Source organism: Vibrio sp. OPT18, from assembly GCF_015163615.1.
Classification (GTDB): Bacteria; Pseudomonadota; Gammaproteobacteria; order Enterobacterales; family Vibrionaceae; genus Vibrio; species Vibrio coralliirubri.
This window is the reverse complement of the sequence record NZ_JADDYK010000033.1, coordinates 95720-114671: the sequence shown is the minus strand read 5'-3', so window position 1 is coordinate 114671 and position 18952 is coordinate 95720. Positions and strand designations below refer to the sequence as shown.

17 protein-coding genes are annotated in these 18952 nt (G+C 44.2%); 14 read left to right on the top strand and 3 right to left on the bottom strand.

Features of this window, described 5'->3' with window-relative positions; all coding sequences use genetic code 11:
• Window positions 1-12 precede the first annotated feature (12 nt).
• The 10 genes from msbA (at window position 13) to pyrF (ending at window position 9255) form a co-directional block, all read left to right on the top strand.
• The gene (gene msbA / locus IQQ51_RS07075; protein ID WP_193840675.1) at window positions 13-1761 is read left to right on the top strand and encodes a lipid A ABC transporter ATP-binding protein/permease MsbA; all 1749 of its coding nucleotides are present in this window, start codon (window positions 13-15) and stop codon (window positions 1759-1761) included.
• Between the two features lie 14 nt (window positions 1762-1775).
• Window positions 1776-2783 carry a tetraacyldisaccharide 4'-kinase gene (gene lpxK / locus IQQ51_RS07070; protein WP_193840674.1) on the top strand — a complete coding sequence of 336 codons (1008 nt, stop codon included), beginning with the start codon at window positions 1776-1778 and terminating at the stop codon, window positions 2781-2783.
• Window positions 2764-2943, top strand: a complete 180-nt coding sequence (locus IQQ51_RS07065) for a Trm112 family protein (RefSeq protein WP_004736429.1) — start codon at window positions 2764-2766, stop codon at window positions 2941-2943. The genes lpxK and IQQ51_RS07065 overlap by 20 nt, the downstream gene beginning before the upstream one ends.
• On the top strand, window positions 2943-3689 hold the full coding sequence (gene kdsB / locus IQQ51_RS07060; protein ID WP_050652282.1) for a 3-deoxy-manno-octulosonate cytidylyltransferase: 747 nt from the start codon (window positions 2943-2945) through the stop codon (window positions 3687-3689). The genes IQQ51_RS07065 and kdsB overlap by 1 nt, the downstream gene beginning before the upstream one ends.
• A gap of 292 nt (window positions 3690-3981) precedes the next feature.
• Complete coding sequence (cmk, locus tag IQQ51_RS07055; RefSeq protein WP_017060237.1) at window positions 3982-4662, top strand: (d)CMP kinase; 681 nt, start codon at window positions 3982-3984, stop codon at window positions 4660-4662.
• A 106-nt stretch (window positions 4663-4768) separates the two neighbouring features.
• A complete protein-coding gene (gene rpsA, locus IQQ51_RS07050) occupies window positions 4769-6439 on the top strand; it encodes a 30S ribosomal protein S1 (RefSeq protein ID WP_010439921.1) in 1671 nt (556 codons plus the stop codon).
• 121 nt (window positions 6440-6560) lie between these two features.
• On the top strand, window positions 6561-6845 hold the full coding sequence (ihfB, locus tag IQQ51_RS07045) for an integration host factor subunit beta (protein ID WP_017060238.1): 285 nt from the start codon (window positions 6561-6563) through the stop codon (window positions 6843-6845).
• A 129-nt stretch (window positions 6846-6974) separates the two neighbouring features.
• Window positions 6975-7247, top strand: a complete 273-nt coding sequence (locus tag IQQ51_RS07040) for a LapA family protein (protein WP_017066774.1) — start codon at window positions 6975-6977, stop codon at window positions 7245-7247.
• A 12-nt stretch (window positions 7248-7259) separates the two neighbouring features.
• Complete coding sequence (lapB, locus tag IQQ51_RS07035; RefSeq protein ID WP_016769333.1) at window positions 7260-8435, top strand: lipopolysaccharide assembly protein LapB; 1176 nt, start codon at window positions 7260-7262, stop codon at window positions 8433-8435.
• Between the two features lie 124 nt (window positions 8436-8559).
• Window positions 8560-9255, top strand: a complete 696-nt coding sequence (pyrF, locus tag IQQ51_RS07030; protein ID WP_193840673.1) for an orotidine-5'-phosphate decarboxylase — start codon at window positions 8560-8562, stop codon at window positions 9253-9255.
• Between the two features lie 104 nt (window positions 9256-9359).
• Here pyrF and miaE read toward each other — a convergent pair whose 3' ends face one another.
• On the bottom strand, window positions 9360-10115 hold the full coding sequence (gene miaE / locus IQQ51_RS07025) for a tRNA isopentenyl-2-thiomethyl-A-37 hydroxylase MiaE (RefSeq protein WP_008224293.1): 756 nt from the start codon (window positions 10113-10115) through the stop codon (window positions 9360-9362).
• 143 nt (window positions 10116-10258) lie between these two features.
• Entirely contained in the window at window positions 10259-11023 is a 765-nt protein-coding gene (locus IQQ51_RS07020; protein ID WP_048614538.1) for a hypothetical protein, read from the bottom strand.
• Window positions 11024-11345: 322 nt separating this feature from the next.
• Between IQQ51_RS07020 and cysB the strand changes: the two genes are divergently transcribed.
• Together cysB and IQQ51_RS07010 are read left to right on the top strand one after the other, a co-directional pair.
• The gene (cysB, locus tag IQQ51_RS07015; RefSeq protein ID WP_017060244.1) at window positions 11346-12320 is read left to right on the top strand and encodes an HTH-type transcriptional regulator CysB; all 975 of its coding nucleotides are present in this window, start codon (window positions 11346-11348) and stop codon (window positions 12318-12320) included.
• Window positions 12321-12460: 140 nt separating this feature from the next.
• Entirely contained in the window at window positions 12461-13663 is a 1203-nt protein-coding gene (locus IQQ51_RS07010; RefSeq protein WP_193840672.1) for a methyltransferase, read from the top strand.
• Between the two features lie 173 nt (window positions 13664-13836).
• On the opposite strand, the gene ald is transcribed toward IQQ51_RS07010, so the two are convergent.
• Window positions 13837-14961 carry an alanine dehydrogenase gene (gene ald, locus IQQ51_RS07005; RefSeq protein WP_017060246.1) on the bottom strand — a complete coding sequence of 375 codons (1125 nt, stop codon included), beginning with the start codon at window positions 14959-14961 and terminating at the stop codon, window positions 13837-13839.
• A 156-nt stretch (window positions 14962-15117) separates the two neighbouring features.
• On the opposite strand from ald, the gene lrp reads away from it, so the two are divergent.
• Both lrp and IQQ51_RS06995 read left to right on the top strand, forming a co-directional pair.
• Window positions 15118-15612, top strand: coding sequence for a leucine-responsive transcriptional regulator Lrp (lrp, locus tag IQQ51_RS07000; protein ID WP_004734558.1), 495 nt, complete (start codon window positions 15118-15120; stop codon window positions 15610-15612).
• A gap of 163 nt (window positions 15613-15775) precedes the next feature.
• Entirely contained in the window at window positions 15776-18937 is a 3162-nt protein-coding gene (locus tag IQQ51_RS06995) for a DNA translocase FtsK 4TM domain-containing protein (protein ID WP_193840671.1), read from the top strand.
• Window positions 18938-18952 lie beyond the last annotated feature (15 nt).

Here is an 18952-nt window from a genome sequence, read left to right as displayed (position 1 = left end):
TTAAGCGATTCTATGTCAACACAAACAGATGAAACTACCTGGGTCACATTTAAAAGACTTTGGACTTATATTCGAATATATAAGGCCGGTCTAGGTGTTGCGGTAATTGCGCTTATTATAAATGCCGTTTCTGATACCTATATGATCTCTCTACTAAAGCCGTTACTTGATGAAGGCTTTGGTAATGCTGAATCTGACTTTTTACGCATGCTTCCTATTATTATCTTTGCCATGATGTTTATTCGTGGTGTCAGTGGCTTCGTCTCAACTTATTGCTTAAGTTGGGTCTCTGGCAATGTGGTGATGGAAATTCGTCGTAAAATATTCAGTCATTTCATGCACATGCCGGTTTCTTTTTTCGATAAAGAACAGACAGGCGCATTGCTATCTCGAATTACTTACGATTCAGAGCAAGTGTCTGCAGCAACTAGTCGAGCATTAGTCAGTATCGTCCGTGAAGGGGCGAGTATCATAGGCCTCCTGGTACTAATGTTCTGGAATAGCTGGCAGTTGTCCTTGGTGTTGTTTGCCGTGGCCCCAGTTGTAGCTTGGGCGATCAGCATTGTATCGAAGCGGTTTCGGAAAATATCTAAAAATATGCAAACCAGCATGGGTCACGTTGCCGCTTCGTCTGAACAGATGCTGAAAGGGCATAAAGTGGTTTTGACGTATGGTGGCCAAGATATAGAGAAAGAACGTTTTGATACTGTAAGTAACCAAATGCGTCAACAGAGTATGAAATTGGTAACAGCTCAAGCGGCTGCAAACCCAATAATTCAGATGATCGCATCAGTTGCCATTGTTGTTGTTCTATTTTTGGCTAGTGTCGATTCTATAAAAGCCGAGCTTACTCCAGGTACGTTTACCGTTGTTTTCTCAGCAATGTTTGGTTTGATGAGACCTTTAAAGGCACTTACGGGAGTCACGTCAGAGTTTCAACGTGGTATGGCAGCGAGTACGACTCTATTTGGTTTGATGGATCTAGACACTGAGCACAACAAAGGTACGTTGAAACCTGAAACCGTAACGGGTGAAGTTGCCGTAAAAGATGTGACATTTACTTACCAAGGTGCTGAGAAACCGGCACTCGACAAGGTTAGCTTCAATATACCTAAAGGTAAGACGGTTGCGCTTGTCGGCCGATCAGGTTCGGGCAAGAGTACCATTGCTAACCTATTTACTCGTTTCTATGACGTAGACTCTGGTTCTATTGAACTGGATGGTCATGATATTCGTGATTACGAATTGAAAAACCTACGTGAGCATTTTGCGCTTGTTTCTCAAAATGTACACCTGTTTAACGATACGGTCGCCAACAACATTGCTTACGCAGCCGAAGATAAATATTCTCGCGAACAGATCGAACACGCGGCTAAGCTTGCTCATGCCAGTGAATTTATCGAAGGTATGGAAAATGGTATTGATACGATTGTTGGTGAGAATGGTAGTACTCTATCAGGTGGCCAAAGACAACGTATCGCTATTGCAAGAGCGTTGTTAAGAGATGCACCGGTTTTGATTCTTGATGAGGCAACGTCTGCACTGGATACAGAGTCAGAGAGAGCGATTCAATCTGCATTAGAAGAGCTGCAGAAAGACAAAACAGTATTAGTTATCGCACACCGACTCTCTACGATCGAGCAAGCTGATGAAATTCTAGTGGTTGATGATGGTCATATTGTAGAAAGGGGCGCACATGCTGAGCTAATCGCACATGATGGCGCCTATGCTCAATTACACCGAATTCAGTTCAGCGGATAAGATTAGGTCTTGTTGTGATCGAAAAGATTTGGTTTAACAATCACCCGTTGAAATATCTTCTCTGGCCGCTATTGTGGCCACTGAGTTTGCTGTTCAAAATGATCAGTAGTCAACGTCGTGATGCTTACCTCTCTGGAAAGAAAGAGACCTACCGCCCGCCTTTACCTGTTATTGTTGTGGGCAATATTACTGCTGGTGGAAATGGTAAAACACCGGTTGTGATTTGGTTAGTTGAGATGCTTCAGGCTCACGGCTTTAAACCTGGGGTCGTGTCTCGTGGCTACGGTGCAAAAGCACCAAGCTATCCGTTGGTGTTGGATGAAAATACACCAGCAGAACACTCTGGTGATGAACCTCGCTTGATTCGTAAGCGAACTGGTGCGCCAGTCGCAGTCGACCCTGTGCGAGCTAACGCAGTGAAAGCATTGCTGAACAAAGGCGTTGATGTGATCATCACTGACGATGGCCTTCAGCATTACGCTCTTGAACGCGATATTGAATTTGCAGTTATCGACGGCGCAAGACGTTTTGGTAACGAGAGTTTGATTCCTTTAGGCCCATTACGAGAGCCTGTATCTCGTTTAGATGAAGTCGACTTTTTGGTGAACAATGGCGGTAAAGCGCATGGGCGAGAGTTCTCGATGTCTTTGCTTCCAAGCCAAGCGGTTAACCTGAAAACAGCTCAGAAAAGGTCTGTGGCAGAATTACAGAAGCTGGTGGCTTTTGCCGGTATTGGCCACCCACCGCGCTTTTTTAAAACATTGGAAGATCTTGATGGTGATGTGGTTTTCACACAGGGCTTCGCCGACCATCAAGATTTTGATAAAGATGAACTTCATGCCTTAGCTAAGAAAGGTATGAATCTGATTATGACAGAAAAAGACGCTGTAAAATGCGAAGAATATGCTCAAGATAACTGGTGGTATCTTCCAGTTTCTGCGCAGTTCGATGAAGATTCGCAGCAGCAAATTTTAAAAAGAATAAAAGAGGTTATGGAATACTATGGATCACCGTCTACTTGAGATCGTTGCTTGCCCTGTATGTAAAGGTAAACTAACTTTTGACAAGGATAAGCAAGAGCTTGTTTGTAAAATTGATCGCCTTGCTTACCCAATTAAAGAGGGTATTCCTGTTCTTTTAGAACCTGAAGCTCGCACCGTTTCTATGGATGAGGGTAAGTAATGTCTTATACGGTTGTTATACCTGCAAGATACCAATCGAGCCGTTTACCAGGGAAGCCACTTGCTGACATTGGTGGAAAGCCGATGATTCAATGGGTATACGAACAGTCAATGAAAGCGGGTGCCGATAACGTTATTATAGCCACCGACGACGCTCGAGTTGAAAAAGCGGCTAAAGCATTTGGCGCGACCGTTTGTATGACATCACCGGATCATGAGTCAGGCACTGAACGCCTAGCTGAAGTGATTGAAGTTATGAAGATTCCTGATGATCATATTATCGTGAATGTTCAAGGTGATGAGCCACTTATTCCACCTGCGATCATTAATCAGGTTGCCAACAATCTTGCGAACAGTACAGCTCCGATGGCAACGTTAGGTGTGGAAATCACTCATGCTGATGAAGTGTTTAACCCTAATGCCGTTAAAGTTGTAACTGATAAAGACGGTTACGCCTTGTATTTTAGCCGAGCAACCATCCCTTGGGATCGCGATGCTTATGCGAACAACGGTACTGCAGCGGAATCTCCTTTGCTTCGTCATATTGGTATCTATGCTTACCGAGCGGGTTTTATCAATACCTACATTAATTGGGAACCAAGCACTCTTGAACGTATTGAGTGCCTAGAGCAATTACGAGTACTTTGGTACGGTGAAAAAATCCACGTAGACGTTGCGGCGGAAGCGCCTGCTGCTGGGGTTGATACGCCTGAAGACCTCGAAGCGGTTCGAGCTATTATTGGCTAAGCTTCGTTGAGCGAGTTCTTGTTTGTTCTACAAAATGAAAAATGATGAGCCTTGCCTATTGCGAGGCTTTTTTCTATCTGTCGAAAAGTACGCTATCGAAAAGCGCGTGTGTGTCTTATTGACCTAAGCAAACGGATATTGAGATAGTTGCATTGGTTTATGCATCATCAACACGGAATTATCTGAGATTTACCTCGCTCGAGTACCAATTTTTCTCTATAATATGCCGCCTATAAAGTAGTGGCGAATCGCTAGTACAGAATAAAACTTACGACAAAACGTGGAGTAAAAGATGCCTTCTCAAAGCCCAGTGATTACGGTTGATGGACCAAGTGGTGCAGGTAAAGGTACCCTGTGTATGTTGCTAGCAGATAAGCTAGGCTTTCATCTTCTAGACTCAGGCGCGATCTATCGCGTATTGGCTTTAGCGGCAATTCACCATGGTGTGGATACTGAATCAGAGGATGCTTTAGTACCGCTTGCTACACACTTAGACGTGCAGTTTATTGCTGAAGGCGACTTAGTTAAGGTTATCCTAGAAGGTGAAGATGTGTCTGGTGAACTTCGTAAAGAAGAGACTGGCATGGCGGCTTCAAAAGTTGCTGCTTTACCTCGCGTTCGCGAAGCACTGCTTCGTCGTCAACGTGCATTCAGCGCTGCGCCTGGTTTGGTTGCAGATGGTCGTGACATGGGAACGGTTGTGTTTCCTGAAGCTGAAGCGAAAATATTTTTAGATGCAAGTGCTGAAGAGCGTGCGAGTCGCCGCCTTAAACAGTTGCAACAGAAGGGGTTAGATGTTAAATTTGACGACCTTTTGAGCGAGATCCAAGAGCGAGACGACCGAGATCGTAATCGCCCAGTGGCGCCACTTCGCCCTGCAGAGGATGCTCTAGTGCTTGACTCCACCTCAATGAATATTGAGCAGGTAGTAGAAAAAGCACTACACTATATTGAATCGAAACTGGCTGGGTAATTTCGCCGAGCTAGTACGAACGTTGGTCGCAAGGATGATGACTGGCGAATTTATCAACCCCATGCGGTAGGATACCCATGGACGTTTAATTATTGAAGATTAAATAATGACTGAATCTTTTGCTCAACTCTTTGAAGAGTTTCTATCTGAAACTGAATTCCAACAAGGCAGCATCGTTAAAGGTACTGTAGTAGCTATCGAGAACGGTTTCGTTCTTGTAGACGCTGGTCTTAAGTCTGAATCTGCTATCCCTGCTGAACAATTCAAGAACGCTGCTGGCGAACTTGAAGTTGAAGTTGGTGCTGAAGTAGACGTAGCTCTAGACGCTGTTGAAGATGGTTTCGGTGAAACTCAACTTTCTCGTGAGAAAGCTAAGCGTCACGAAGCTTGGATCGTACTTGAGAAAGCTTGTGAAGAAGCTGAAACTGTTGTTGGTATCATCAACGGTAAAGTTAAAGGCGGTTTCACTGTTGAACTTAACGGTATCCGTGCTTTCCTTCCAGGTTCTCTAGTAGACGTACGTCCTATCCGTGACACTGCTCACCTAGAAAACAAAGAGCTAGAGTTCAAAGTAATCAAGCTAGACCAGAAGCGTAACAACGTTGTTGTTTCTCGTCGTGCTGTTATCGAATCTGAAAACAGTGTTGAGCGTGACGAACTTCTTGAAACTCTACAAGAAGGTACTGAAGTTAAAGGTATCGTTAAGAACCTTACTGACTACGGTGCATTCGTTGACCTTGGCGGTGTTGACGGTCTTCTACATATCACAGATATGGCTTGGAAGCGCGTTAAGCACCCATCAGAGATCGTTAACGTTGGTGACGAAATCCTAGTTAAAGTTCTTAAGTTCGATCGTGAGCGCACTCGTGTTTCACTAGGTCTTAAGCAACTAGGCGAAGATCCATGGGTAGCAATCGCTAAGCGTTACCCAGAAGGTCACAAGCTTTCTGGTCGTGTTACAAACCTAACTGACTACGGCTGCTTCGTTGAAATCGAAGAAGGCGTTGAAGGTCTAGTACACGTTTCTGAAATGGATTGGACTAACAAGAACATCCACCCTTCTAAAGTTGTTAATGTTGGCGACGAAGTTGAGGTTATGGTTCTTGATATCGACGAAGAACGTCGTCGTATCTCTCTAGGTCTGAAACAGTGTAAAGCTAACCCATGGCAGTCATTTGCAGAAATGCAAGCTAAGGGCGACAAAGTTACTGGTAAGATCAAGTCTATCACTGACTTTGGTATCTTCATCGGTCTAGAAGGCGGTATCGACGGTCTTGTACACCTATCTGACATTTCTTGGAACGCTGCCGGCGAAGAAGCTGTACGTGAATACAAGAAAGGCGACGAAATCTCTGCTGTTGTTCTAGCAGTAGATGCAGAGCGTGAGCGTATTTCTCTTGGCGTTAAGCAAATGGAAAACGACCCGTTCAACGCATACGTTGCTGACAACAAGAAAGGTGTTCTTGTAAACGGTACTGTTACTGCAGTTGACGCGAAAGGCGCTACTATCGAGCTAATCGAAGGCGTTGAAGGTTACATCCGCGCTTCTGAAGTTTCTCGCGACCGTATCGAAGATGCATCTCTAATCCTAAGCGTTGGCGACAGCGTTGAAGCGAAGTTCACTGGTGTAGACCGTAAGAACCGCGTAATCAACCTATCTATCAAAGCTAAAGATGAAGCTGATGAGCAAGAAGCAATGGCTTCACTGAACAAGTCTGAAGAAGGCGCGTTCGGTAACGCAATGGCAGACGCATTCAAAGCTGCTAAAGGCGAATAATAGCTTCTCATTAAGAGAATTATAGCTATCTAGCCAAGAAAGGAGCCGTAAGGCTCCTTTTTTTTTGCTTATTTTTCCGATAGGTCTATAATTTCTAAAAAGAAAACCAACGAGGGTAACTATGACTAAGTCTGAATTGATTGAAAGACTGTGCGCTGAGCAAACGCATCTTTCTGCAAAAGAAATTGAAGACGCTGTAAAAGACATTTTAGAGCATATGGCTTCAACACTAGAAAGTGGTGATCGAATCGAAATTCGCGGTTTTGGCAGCTTTTCTCTGCATTATCGTGAGCCTCGTGTTGGACGTAACCCAAAGACTGGTGACAAGGTAGAGTTAGAAGGTAAATACGTTCCTCACTTCAAACCAGGTAAAGAGCTGCGTGAACGAGTAAACTCAGGAATGTAGCCTACTTATCGGAATTAAGAAAAGCGGCATACTATAATGTATGCCGCTTTTTTATGACCATAATATGGTGGTCTGATTAGTAATTTTCCTGCATAATCGTACAGCTAACCAACCAATGAGTGATGAACTATGAAAATTATAAAAATAGTCGCCGTTATCGCACTTTTCCTAATTGCACTGGCTTTGGGCTCTCAAAACCAAACAACTGTGAATTTCAACTATCTGCTAGCGCAAGGTGACTTCCACCTATCAAGTTTATTAGGTGTTGTATTCGTTTCAGGCTTTGCCCTTGCTTGGTTAGTCTTTGGTAATATGCACATGCGGTCTCAGCTAAAAATTCATCGCTTGAAGAAGCAACTCAATAAGCAATCAAAGCAGGTCGCTGCTGATACTAAAGCTTAAAGGCTATATTTGATGTTAGAGTTACTGTTCTTACTTTTGCCCATCGCAGCCGCTTATGGTTGGTATATGGGTAATCGTAATGCTCAGCAAGAAAAACAAAAGCAATCACACCAGATCTCCCGTCAATACGTGACGGGTTTGAACCTATTACTGTCAGATCAATCTGACAAAGCGGTTGATCACTTCATTGAGCTGCTTCAAGTAGACAATGAAACCATCGATACTCACTTGGCTTTGGGCAACTTGTTCCGCTCAAGAGGCGAAGTCGACCGCGCTATTCGCATTCACCAAAATCTCATCTCTCGTTCGGGGCTTACCCTCGATCAGAAAAACCTCGCACTGCAACAATTAGCCAAAGACTATATGGTTTCTGGTTTCCTTGATCGCGCCGAAAAAATCTTTGAGCAGCTTGTAGAAGAACCTGACCATAAAGAGGGCGCTTTACAGCAGTTGGTGGCTATTTATCAGCAGACACGTGAGTGGAACAAGGCTATCCATTACGGAAATATCTTAGTTAAGCTAGGCAAGAAAAAAATGAAGATGCGTGCGACCGTTGCGCATTTCTGGTGTGAGCTTGCGATGCAAGAACAAGCCGATGGTAATCGCTCTAAAGCGCTTCAGCATTTTAAGAAGGCGCTTTCTGAAGACCCTAAATGTGTTCGCGCAAGTATCGCGCTAGGGAAGTTCCACTTAGCGAACGAAGACTACCAAAAGACAATTGATTGTCTTGAATCGGTACTTGAACAAGATATCGATTTTATCAGTGAGGTGTTGCCAACCCTTGCTGAGTGTTACCACAAGCTTGGACAAGAAGCTCAATTGGTTGAGTTCCTCAAAGCGTGTATTCAGAAGAAAGCCGGTGTATCTGCCGAACTGATGCTGGCGCAATTGGTTGCTCACCATGAAGATGTAGGCTCTGCTCAAGAGCTACTGACAAAGCAGCTTGTTAAAAATCCAACCATGAAAGGTTTTTATCGATTAATCGATTACCACCTAGCGGAAGCAGAAGAAGGCCGAGCAAAAGACAGCTTAACCACACTTCAATCTATGGTTGGTGAACAGCTTAAGGTTAAGCCTCATTACCGTTGTCGTCAGTGTGGTTTCTCAACACACTCAATGTATTGGCACTGCCCTTCATGTAAAGGGTGGGGGACGATCAAGCCTATTCGTGGGCTTGATGGTGAATAGATTTGTGGTCACTTTAAGACCAAATTATTAATTGCAGCTTTCGGGCTGCATTTTTATGACTGTTATTTATCACCTGCTTAGGTGATTAGAAATTTTTAGAAAGTTAACTGCGTTAGGAGATGAAATGAACGACCAAAAAATCATTGTAGCCTTGGATTATGATAATCAAGCGGATGCGTTAGCCTTTGTCGATCGTATTGACCCAGCATCTTGCCGCCTAAAAGTGGGCAAAGAGATGTTTACCCTGTTTGGCCCTGAATTTGTTCGTGAATTACATAAGCGTAGTTTCTCAGTATTTTTAGACCTTAAATTCCACGACATCCCGAACACATGTTCAAAAGCAGTTCGTGCTGCCGCAGAACTAGGTGTTTGGATGGTGAACGTACACGCAAGTGGCGGTGAGCGCATGATGACGGCTTCTCGCGAAATCTTAGAACCTTATGGCAAAGACCGTCCACTGTTAATCGGTGTAACGGTACTCACCAGTATGGAGCAATCTGATTTAGCGGGTATCGGTCTGGATCTTGAACCACAACAACAAGTGATGCGCTTGGCTTCTCTAACGAAAAACTCTGGCTTAGACGGTGTTGTATGTTCTGCGCAAGAGGCTTCTTTACTTAAAGGTGCACTTGGTCAGGAGTTCAAGCTAGTTACTCCAGGTATTCGTCCTGTCGGCGCTGACGTGGGTGACCAGAAGCGTATCATGACGCCTTCTAAAGCGATTGAATCAGGCTCAGACTACCTTGTTATCGGCCGTCCGATTACGCAAGCGATAGACCCTGCTGCTGTGCTTGCAGAGATCAACGGTACGTTAGCTTAACGTCTATATTTAGATTGAGATATAAATAAAGAAGGCCAGCAAATTGCTGGCCTTAATTTTTTTGTCTGGATTAGTCTAAACGGACTGAGTGCTCAGTGTGGAGCCTAAACCGGAGCACCACTATGGAATTTGAAGTCGCTGTCATCTGAAGTGATAAGATCAGCTTCTACTTGAGCAAAATGCGCAATACGCTCTGAAATATCTTTCCCTGCGATCTGCTCTGCTAGCTCAAGATAGTCTTGGTAGTGGCGAGCTTCCGAGCGAAGTAGAGACACGTAAAACTTCTCCATATCTTCTTCCAAGAAAGGAGCCAATTTAGCGAAGCGTTCACAAGAGCGAGCTTCAATAAACGCGCCGATGATAAGCTTATCAACCAGAGCGTCAGGCTCGTAAGTCTTAACTTGCTTGATCAAGCCCTTAGCGTAACGACCCGCCTCAATTGGCTGGTAAGTCACGCCTTTCTTCTCCATCAACTCCATGACTTGATAGAAGTGATGCAGCTCTTCTTTGATCAGCAGTACCATCTTATCGATCAGGTCAGCACCGTAATTACAGCCTTCTTTCGCGGTGATTTGCTTGGATACGTTGCTTTTACCACGCAGAGACTCTAAGTCTCCAATACGACGGTAAGCAAATTGTTCGTATGGCAAAATCCACTCATTCAGTTGCTTCGCGCTTTCTTTATCGACAGCGTACTTGCGGATAAGGAACAAAGCACTCTGTGCCGCCTTAAGTTCACACAGCATGTGATCGCGTAGAATGATGTGAAGATTTTCAGGCTTTTTGGCTTCATCTATCCATGAATCTGGCGTTTCGGCTTTAAGAAAAGAGTGGATTGGAGCGAGTAATTCTTGATACATGGTCAGGGAAAGTTTGTTGATAATGCGGGGATTTTATCACAGCTAAAGAGATCTCCCTATACAGAGAAAGGAAATTCAACAGCTACAAAAAAGGCCGCCTATTTAATGTAAATAAGGCGGCCTTTAAGTGTTGAGTTAGACTGTTACCATTTCTTCTTCTGACCGAAGAGGGCGTCCATATCGTCTTCACGCTCTTTAGATTCCATCTGCTGCAAATCTTGAGCGTTTTTGTCTTGGCGTTTCTGGTCAAGCTCGTTGAGCATCTGTTGAAGCTTTTCTTTGGCTTGATTAGAGTACGAGTCGTTCTTAGTCGCCAAAGCATCAATACCTTTGCGTAATAGCTGGATCGCTGTTCCCGGTTGTCCGCGAGAAATCGAATCGTTTGCTCGTTTGATAACATTCTCAATGTTGATACGAATTTGAATCGTCTCTAGGCGAGCATTTTCAACCACATAAGCTTGGGTCTCGAAACGGCCTTTATTGTGCTCGTTACGTACTGTATCACGCAGGCGCTTAACTAACTTAAGCATCATGATCGCTTGCTTGTCACTACTTGGTACGCGGAAGGCTGTACTCTCGCCACCTTTGTAGTTCTCTTTAAGCTGAGTGATTTGTTGCTTTACACTTTCAATGCGTTGGGCAAGCTGCTTATTTTTTGGATCGAGTTGATACATGTTTTCTAATGCATCAAGAATTCGATTGTTTAAGCATACAAGAAGATCTTGGCTAAACGGCATGTGATGAGCGTTGCCAATTAGTTCTTCTGTACCGTCAATAATGGTTAGATAACGAGAAGCTTCCTGTTTCTTCGCTGTTTCTACCTTAACTTTATATTGAAGCATGATGTTGTAGCCTAAAACTAACACCAAAAGAACGGCTACTAAGGCGATTATTAAACCAATATTCATATATTTGAGTCTGCTTATTATTTTCTATAGCTAACTTGAGAGGATACACGATTCCATTGTGTATCGGCACTCGTAAATTGCAATTTCTGATTATCTCTTGTTGAGCGAAATCGGCAATCAAAACTTACCAACTAATGTATGAGAATGAGGGTTGGGTTGCAAAGCGTTAGTGATGTTTTTGTTTGTTAAGCTAGAAAAACTCAATTTTCCTGTCATTTTTGTGTTCGAAGCGTTATAACTATTAATTATATTACACGCGACTATCACGCTCTCTTTGCAAATAAGTTAGCACAGAAATGAGTAAAGGATTACGAGGTTAGATATGAAGTTACAGCAACTGAAGTACATTGTTGAGGTTGTAAACCATAACCTAAATGTTTCAGCTACAGCAGAGAGTTTGTACACATCTCAGCCTGGCATTAGTAAGCAAGTTAGATTACTTGAAGACGAACTAGGCATTCAGATTTTTGAGCGTAGCGGCAAGCATCTAACGCAGGTTACCCAAGCGGGTGAGGATATCATTCGTATCTCTCAAGAGATTTTGGCGCGCGTTGAAAGTATTAAAGCGGTAGCGGGTGAACACACTCATCCAGAGATGGGTACATTGAATATTTCAACGACTCATACTCAAGCTCGTTATGCACTGCCTGATGTAATTAAAGGTTTCACGGCGCGCTACCCTAAAGTATCGCTTCACATGCACCAAGGCACGCCAAGCCAAATGTCAGAAGCCGTCGCTAAGGGTACTGCGAATTTTGCTATTGCAACGGAAGCGCTGCATCTTTACCAAGATGCGATTATGCTGCCTTGTTACCACTGGAACCGTTCGATCGTCGTGACCAAGGATCATCCTCTGGCACAGAAGCGTAATATCACGATCGAAGATCTTGCGGCTTATTCCCTAGTGACCTACGTGTTTGGTTTTACTGGTCGTTCTGAGCTTGATACGGCGTTCAACAAAGTAGGGTTAACACCGCGTGTTGTGTTTACCGCGACCGATGCAGACGTAATCAAAACCTATGTTCGTATGGGCATTGGTGTTGGTGTAATCGCAAGTATGGCGATTGACCACGAGCAAGATACTGATTTGGTTGCGATTGATGCGAGCCATTTATTTGGTGCGAGCACAACCAGTATTGGCTTTAGAAAAGGTACCTTCCTGCGTTCTTACATGTTTGACTTTATGGAGCGTTTTGCACCGCACTTGACTCGCCCTGTGGTTGAGCAAGCTATTTCTTTGAAATCGAATGAAGAGATCGAAGAGATGTTTAAAGATATCGAGCTGCCTGTTCGTTAATCTCATAGTGTAAATCTAGATTCTTATTCGGCCTGTATTTGCAGGCCGTTTTTCTTTTGGGCTTTTAGCTTTCGTTTTCTTTATCGATCCTTTCCATTTCGACCTCTTACCCCTACAATCCACGCATCATAGGGGGTAGCATGCATTCACGATTTACAATTCTCGATTCATTTTTGCTAGAGCACCAGATTTACTGGCGTTCAGAGCCTTTTCACCTATGCCAAACTCAACAGCAGCCGTGGAAGGAGGTCAATCTTCCACTCGTTGATTGGTTAGAAAGCTTAGATAATGAAAGCATTCAAACTTTAAAAGAGCAGCCTCAGCTTTTGGTTGAGGAACTGACTCGTTTCCTTCCTGAATTAGATACTGCTACCCAAAACATCCAGTTCGATAACACAGCTTTGGTTGGTTTAGACCTCCCACGTGGTACTGCTGATGGTATTCCTGGCCGAAAGCTACATCAAATTGTCGCGATGGGTGAGGCTGTATTAGAGCATCACCATGGAAAAGAGTGGCTCGAGTGGTGTTCGGGTAAAGGCTTTCTTGGTCGAATCTTATCTCAACAATCTGCTCAAAAAGTCACGAGCTTTGAATGGCAGCAATCGTTATGCGAATGCGGTCAAAAGATTGCGGATGACCAGAAATTAGCGATGAACTTTGTTCAAGGTGATGCGTTTTCTGAAAGTGCTGATGACGTGTTTAACTCAAACCAACATGCCGTAGCCCTTCATGCTTGTGGCGATCTTCATGTTGAGCTAGTTAAAAAGTCAGTGTCACATGGGCTACCAGCGGTCACTATTTCTCCTTGTTGTTATCATCTTATTCGAGACGATAACTACAAAGCGATGTCTTCTATCGCGAAAAGCTCAGTATTAACGTTAAGTAAGAGTGACTTGAGAATCCCGCTTCAAGAAACCGTCACTGGTGGTGAACGAGTAAAGAGACATCGACAGTTAGAGATGAGTTACCGTTTAGGCTTCAGCCAGTTACTTAAGGCTGAACTTAGCATTGACGAATACATTCCTGTACCGAGCATCAAAAAATCAGAGTTAGCTGAGGGGTTTGAATCCTTCTGCCGTTGGGCATCTGAAGTGAAAGAGCTGTCGCTGGGTTCAGATATTGATTTTGACTCTTATTTTGTTCAAGGCGAAGTGCTTTTCTGGGAAATGGAAAAGCTGAGTTTGGTTCAACAAGTCTTTAGACGACCATTAGAGATATGGCTAGCTTTAGATCGAGCTATCTATCTGCAAGAACAAGGTTATGAAGCTTCGATTGAAGAGTTCTGCGAACGCAGTATTACGCCAAGAAACCTATTGATTCATGGGATTAAAATTGAGCGCTAGTGATAAACCGTACTGTTAAGTGTGTTTACGACCTAAATCCATTAATGCAAATTAAGTCAGAAATGCAAAAAAGCCAGCGCGACATAATGTCGTACTGGCTTTTTGTTTAATGTGTATGAGTTAACTGAGCGCTTCAACGAGAAGGTTATTGCGTTCAGTTAGTCATTACAGCATTAGTTAAACATTGCGATTGCTTCAGCTGGGTCTACGTATTCAAGGTCAAAGCTTTCTGCAACTTCTTTACAAGTTACTTTACCGTGAATAACGTTTAGACCTTCTAGGAAGCCTTCATCAGATAGAAGTGCTTCGCGGTAGCCTTTGTTCGCTAGCTTAACAATGTAAGGAAGTGTTGCATTGTTTAGTGCGTAAGTTGAAGTGCGAGCAACAGCGCCAGGCATGTTTGCAACACAGTAGTGAACTACGTCATCAACAATGTAAGTCGGATCTGCGTGAGTGGTTGCGTGAGAAGTCTCGAAACAACCGCCTTGGTCGATTGCAACGTCAACAACTGCTGAACCTGGCTTCATCTTAGCGATGTGCTCTTTTGTAACCAGTTTTGGCGCTGCTGCACCAGGGATTAGTACTGCACCAATCACTAGGTCTGCTTCTAGAACATGCTTCTCAATAGCGTCTTCAGTAGAATAAACCACTTTTGCGCGACCTTGGAATTCTTCATCAAGACGACGCAGTGTATCTACGTTACGGTCAAGAATTGTAACATCAGCGCGAAGGCCTACAGCCATACGTGCTGCGTTAGCACCCACAACACCGCCACCAACAACAACAACTTTTGCTGGTTCAACACCAGGAACACCACCAAGAAGAAGACCACAACCACCGTTAGATTTCTCTAATGTTTGTGCACCTGCTTGAATAGACATGCGACCAGCGACTTCAGACATTGGTGCTAATAGTGGCAAGCGACCCATATTATCTGTTACAGTCTCATAGGCTACGCAGACAGCTTTGCTCTTGATAAGCTCTTCAGTTTGTGGAAAATCTGGTGCAAGGTGTAAATAGGTAAATAATATTTGCCCTTCGCGAAGCATAGCTCGCTCGACAGCTTGAGGTTCTTTAACCTTTACAATCATCTCTGCTTTCGCGAAAACGTCAGCAGCAGTAGGAAGAATGGATGCGCCTACAGCGATGTAATCATCGTCTGAAAAACCGATACCAGTACCGGCATTGGTTTCTACAAAAACTTGGTGGCCGTGTGAGATTAGTTCTCTCACGCTAGCTGGGGTCATACCAACGCGGTATTCGTGGTTCTTGATTTCCTTAGGTACGCCAATGATCATCCTGACTCCTCATTTTATTTTGGTTGTTTTATCTATGTGTAGGGTAATTCTGTCGAATTAATATCTAGTATAGATAGGTTCAGATAAAATTTGATACTGAATATTAAAAAGTTGTAGTATATTTTTTTGCAAGGAAGTAATAAGGTGGAATAAAAAATGGCAGACAATTATAAGAAGCCGTCCAAGGAACTAGATCGTATTGACCGCAACATTCTTAATGAGTTGCAAAAAGACGGTCGTATCTCAAACGTTGAACTCTCAAAACGAGTAGGACTTTCTCCAACTCCATGTCTTGAGCGTGTTCGTCGTTTAGAACGTCAAGGTTACATTACTGGGTACACAGCGTTGCTGAACCCACAGTACCTTGATGCTTCACTTTTAGTGTTTGTTGAAATTACGTTGAACCGTGGTGCGCCAGATGTGTTCGAACAATTCAACACCGCTGTGCAGAAACTGGATGACATCCAAGAGTGTCATTTAGTGTCGGGTGATTTTGACTATCTTCTAAAAACACGTGTATCTGATATGGGTGCTTACCGTAAGCTACTGGGTGATACGTTACTTCGTCTACCGGGCGTAAACGACACTCGAACTTACGTAGTAATGGAAGAAGTGAAACAAACCAATCAACTTGTGATTAAAACTCGTTAGTCACAATTGGTGAAATGAAAGAAAGCGGACATTTGTTCCGCTTTCTTGCTTTCTGGAATTGGGTTTTTCTGTTTGATATGGTTAAATCAACAGTAGTTTCATTGAAACGAGCGGCTTTGGCCGCTCGAGATGTTTTTATCCCGTTTAATTATTAAGTTGGTTTATGTTCAAGCAGAGCAGTAATAAAGTAGAAACAATCATTAAAACGAGTGAAGAGCCTCAGTCTCCTCGTTTGAGTGGTTCTCAACGTCTCAAAGAGTGCAGTCTGATTCTCGGTGTTCTCTTCTCTATTCTACTTGCCGTTGCGTTATTAACTTTTAGTCCTGCGGACCCATCATGGTCGCAAACGGCGTGGGGTGGTGACATTCAAAATGCGGGTGGCTACCTAGGTGCTTGGTTGGCGGATACGCTTTTCTTCGTATTCGGTTCTTTGGCTTACCCTTTGCCTATCTTAGTGACGGTTGCTGCGTGGGTATTATTCCGCAAACGTAATGAAGACGAGCAGATCGACTTCATGCTGTGGGGCACTCGCTTACTTGGTCTGACTATCCTAATTCTTACTAGTTGTGGTCTCGCGGATATCAACTTTGACGACATCTGGTACTTTTCATCCGGTGGCGTAGTGGGCGACGTCTTAACAAGCCTTGCTCTTCCAACATTGAATGTTCTTGGTAGTACGCTGGTTCTTCTTTTCTTATGGGGTGCTGGTTTTACTCTATTAACTGGTATTTCTTGGTTAAGCATTGTGGAATGGTTAGGTGAATGTGCCATCAAATTCTTCACGTCTGCTGTTAATAAGGCTCGTGGCCAAGATCAAGAGCTACTAGAGCCTCAGCTAAGAGAATCAGCAGACCGCGATTTAATTGAAGAACGTCATCAAGAGCCGAGTTACCGTGATGTTCCTGCTTTAGAAGATAACAAAGAATCAACAGAGCATGATCCACTAGATCCTGCAATGAGCTTTTCTGCGACCAATGATTCTTCAGACGTGGAGACAAATGCTCGAGATAATACTGCATCGCCGAAGCGTCATTACAACATTCATATGCCTGTCGAAGCTCCAGCGAAGCAAGAAGTTTCTGTTCATGAAGAACCTCAGGTTCAGCCTCAAGCGGTAATTGAATCAGAGCAACCGATCCCTGCTGCGCCTGTTTACCAAGCGCCAGAAGAACCGTTAGAAGAAGGCATTGAGCGCTCTAAACAGTTGAATGCAACGATAGAGCAGCTAGAAAATGCGGCCATGTATGAAGATGATCTAGCAGAACAAGAACAGCTCGACGCGCATGATTCTCAGGTTGCTTACCAACAATACATGCAGAACGAACAACCAGAAGTTAGCCCAGCTCATGCTGACCTTGAAAGTGCTGAACTAGAATTAGATAGCTCACCACAAGTAAATGGCGAATTCGGTGCTGAAGATGTTCAACCTGAATCTTTATACGCTTCACCTATGGGCGAGCCAGAAGCAACAGTGGAAGACGATTTCTCTGCACAACCTTCACCGTTTGATGTGACGGAAGAGCAAAGCTACCAACAGGGTTCAGATTTTGAGTCTGAGCAGACTGAAGCTGAGTTAGTTGGCGCAGCATTAACCGAAGAACAGTTTGAACCTTTCTCTAATCAAGAAGAACATTCAGAGCCTGAACAGCCAACAGCACAAAGCCAAGAGCCAGCTGTTGATCTTCCTTGGGAAGAAGTAACGGAAGAAGAATCTGCGCATCAAGATCAAGATGTCGCCGCATTCCAAAGCATTGTTTCTGAAGCCCAAGCGAATATGGCAGCGACGCAGAATCCGTTCTTGGTTCAACAAGATGTTAATTTACCGAAGCCTGCTGAGCCATTACCCACGCTTGAATTGTTATTCCACCCTGAAAAGCGTGAAACCTTTATTGACCGTGATGCACTAGAGGCAATTGCTCGTCTTGTTGAATCTAAGCTAGCGGATTACAAGATCAAAGCAGACGTTGTCGACATTTTCCCTGGCCCAGTAATCACTCGATTCGAGCTCGATCTGGCTCCGGGCGTGAAAGTAAGCCGTATTTCTGGCCTTTCTATGGACTTAGCGCGTTCACTCTCTGCATTGGCAGTACGTGTCGTAGAAGTGATTCCGGGTAAACCTTATGTTGGCTTAGAACTGCCGAACATGAGTCGCCAAACGGTATTCTTCTCAGATGTAGTTGCTAGCCCTCAGTTCCAAGAAGCGAAATCGCCAACGACAGTGGTTCTAGGACAAGACATCGCTGGTGAAGCGGTCATTGCTGATCTATCGAAAATGCCTCACGTTCTGGTTGCGGGTACAACCGGTTCTGGTAAGTCGGTAGGTGTGAACGTAATGATTCTGAGTATGCTTTACAAAGCATCACCGGAAGATGTTCGATTCATCATGATCGACCCGAAAATGCTTGAGCTATCGGTTTATGAAGGCATCCCTCATCTATTGTCTGAAGTGGTAACCGACATGAAAGATGCGTCGAACGCCCTTCGTTGGTGTGTTGGCGAGATGGAACGTCGTTATAAGCTGATGTCAGCGTTAGGCGTTCGTAATATTAAAGGTTACAACGATAAGCTTAAGATGGCAGCGGAAGCGGGTCACCCAATTCACGATCCGCTGTGGAAGCCGGGCGACAGCATGGACCCTGAAGCGCCATTGCTTGAGAAGCTGCCTTACATTGTGGTTATCGTTGATGAATTTGCCGACCTAATCATGGTGGTTGGTAAGAAGGTTGAAGAACTGATTGCACGTTTGGCACAAAAAGCACGTGCGGCGGGTGTTCACTTGATTCTAGCGACGCAGCGTCCATCTGTGGATGTTATTACCGGCCTTATCAAAGCGAACATTCCAACCCGTGTGGCCTTTACCGTATCAACCAAAACGGACTCACGAACTATCCTTGATCAAGGTGGTGCGGAATCACTATTGGGGATGGGTGATATGCTTTACTTGCCACCGGGTTCTAGCCATACAACTCGTGTTCACGGTGCCTTTGCATCTGATGATGATGTACACGCAGTCGTGAATAACTGGAAAGCGCGTGGTAAGCCAAACTATATTGATGAGATCACCAACGGCGAACAAACCCCAGAAACCTTGCTTCCGGGTGAGAAGATGGAAGGTGATGAAGAGGTCGATCCTCTGTTTGATCAAGTGGTAGAACACGTTGTTCATTCGCGTCGTGGCTCAGTCTCAGGCGTACAACGTCGATTCAAGATTGGCTACAACCGTGCTGCACGTATTGTCGAGCAACTTGAAGCTCAAGGTATCGTAAGTGCTCCAGGCCATAATGGTAACCGAGAAGTCTTAGCACCAGCGCCACCAAAAGATTAGTTCCACTAGGAACTC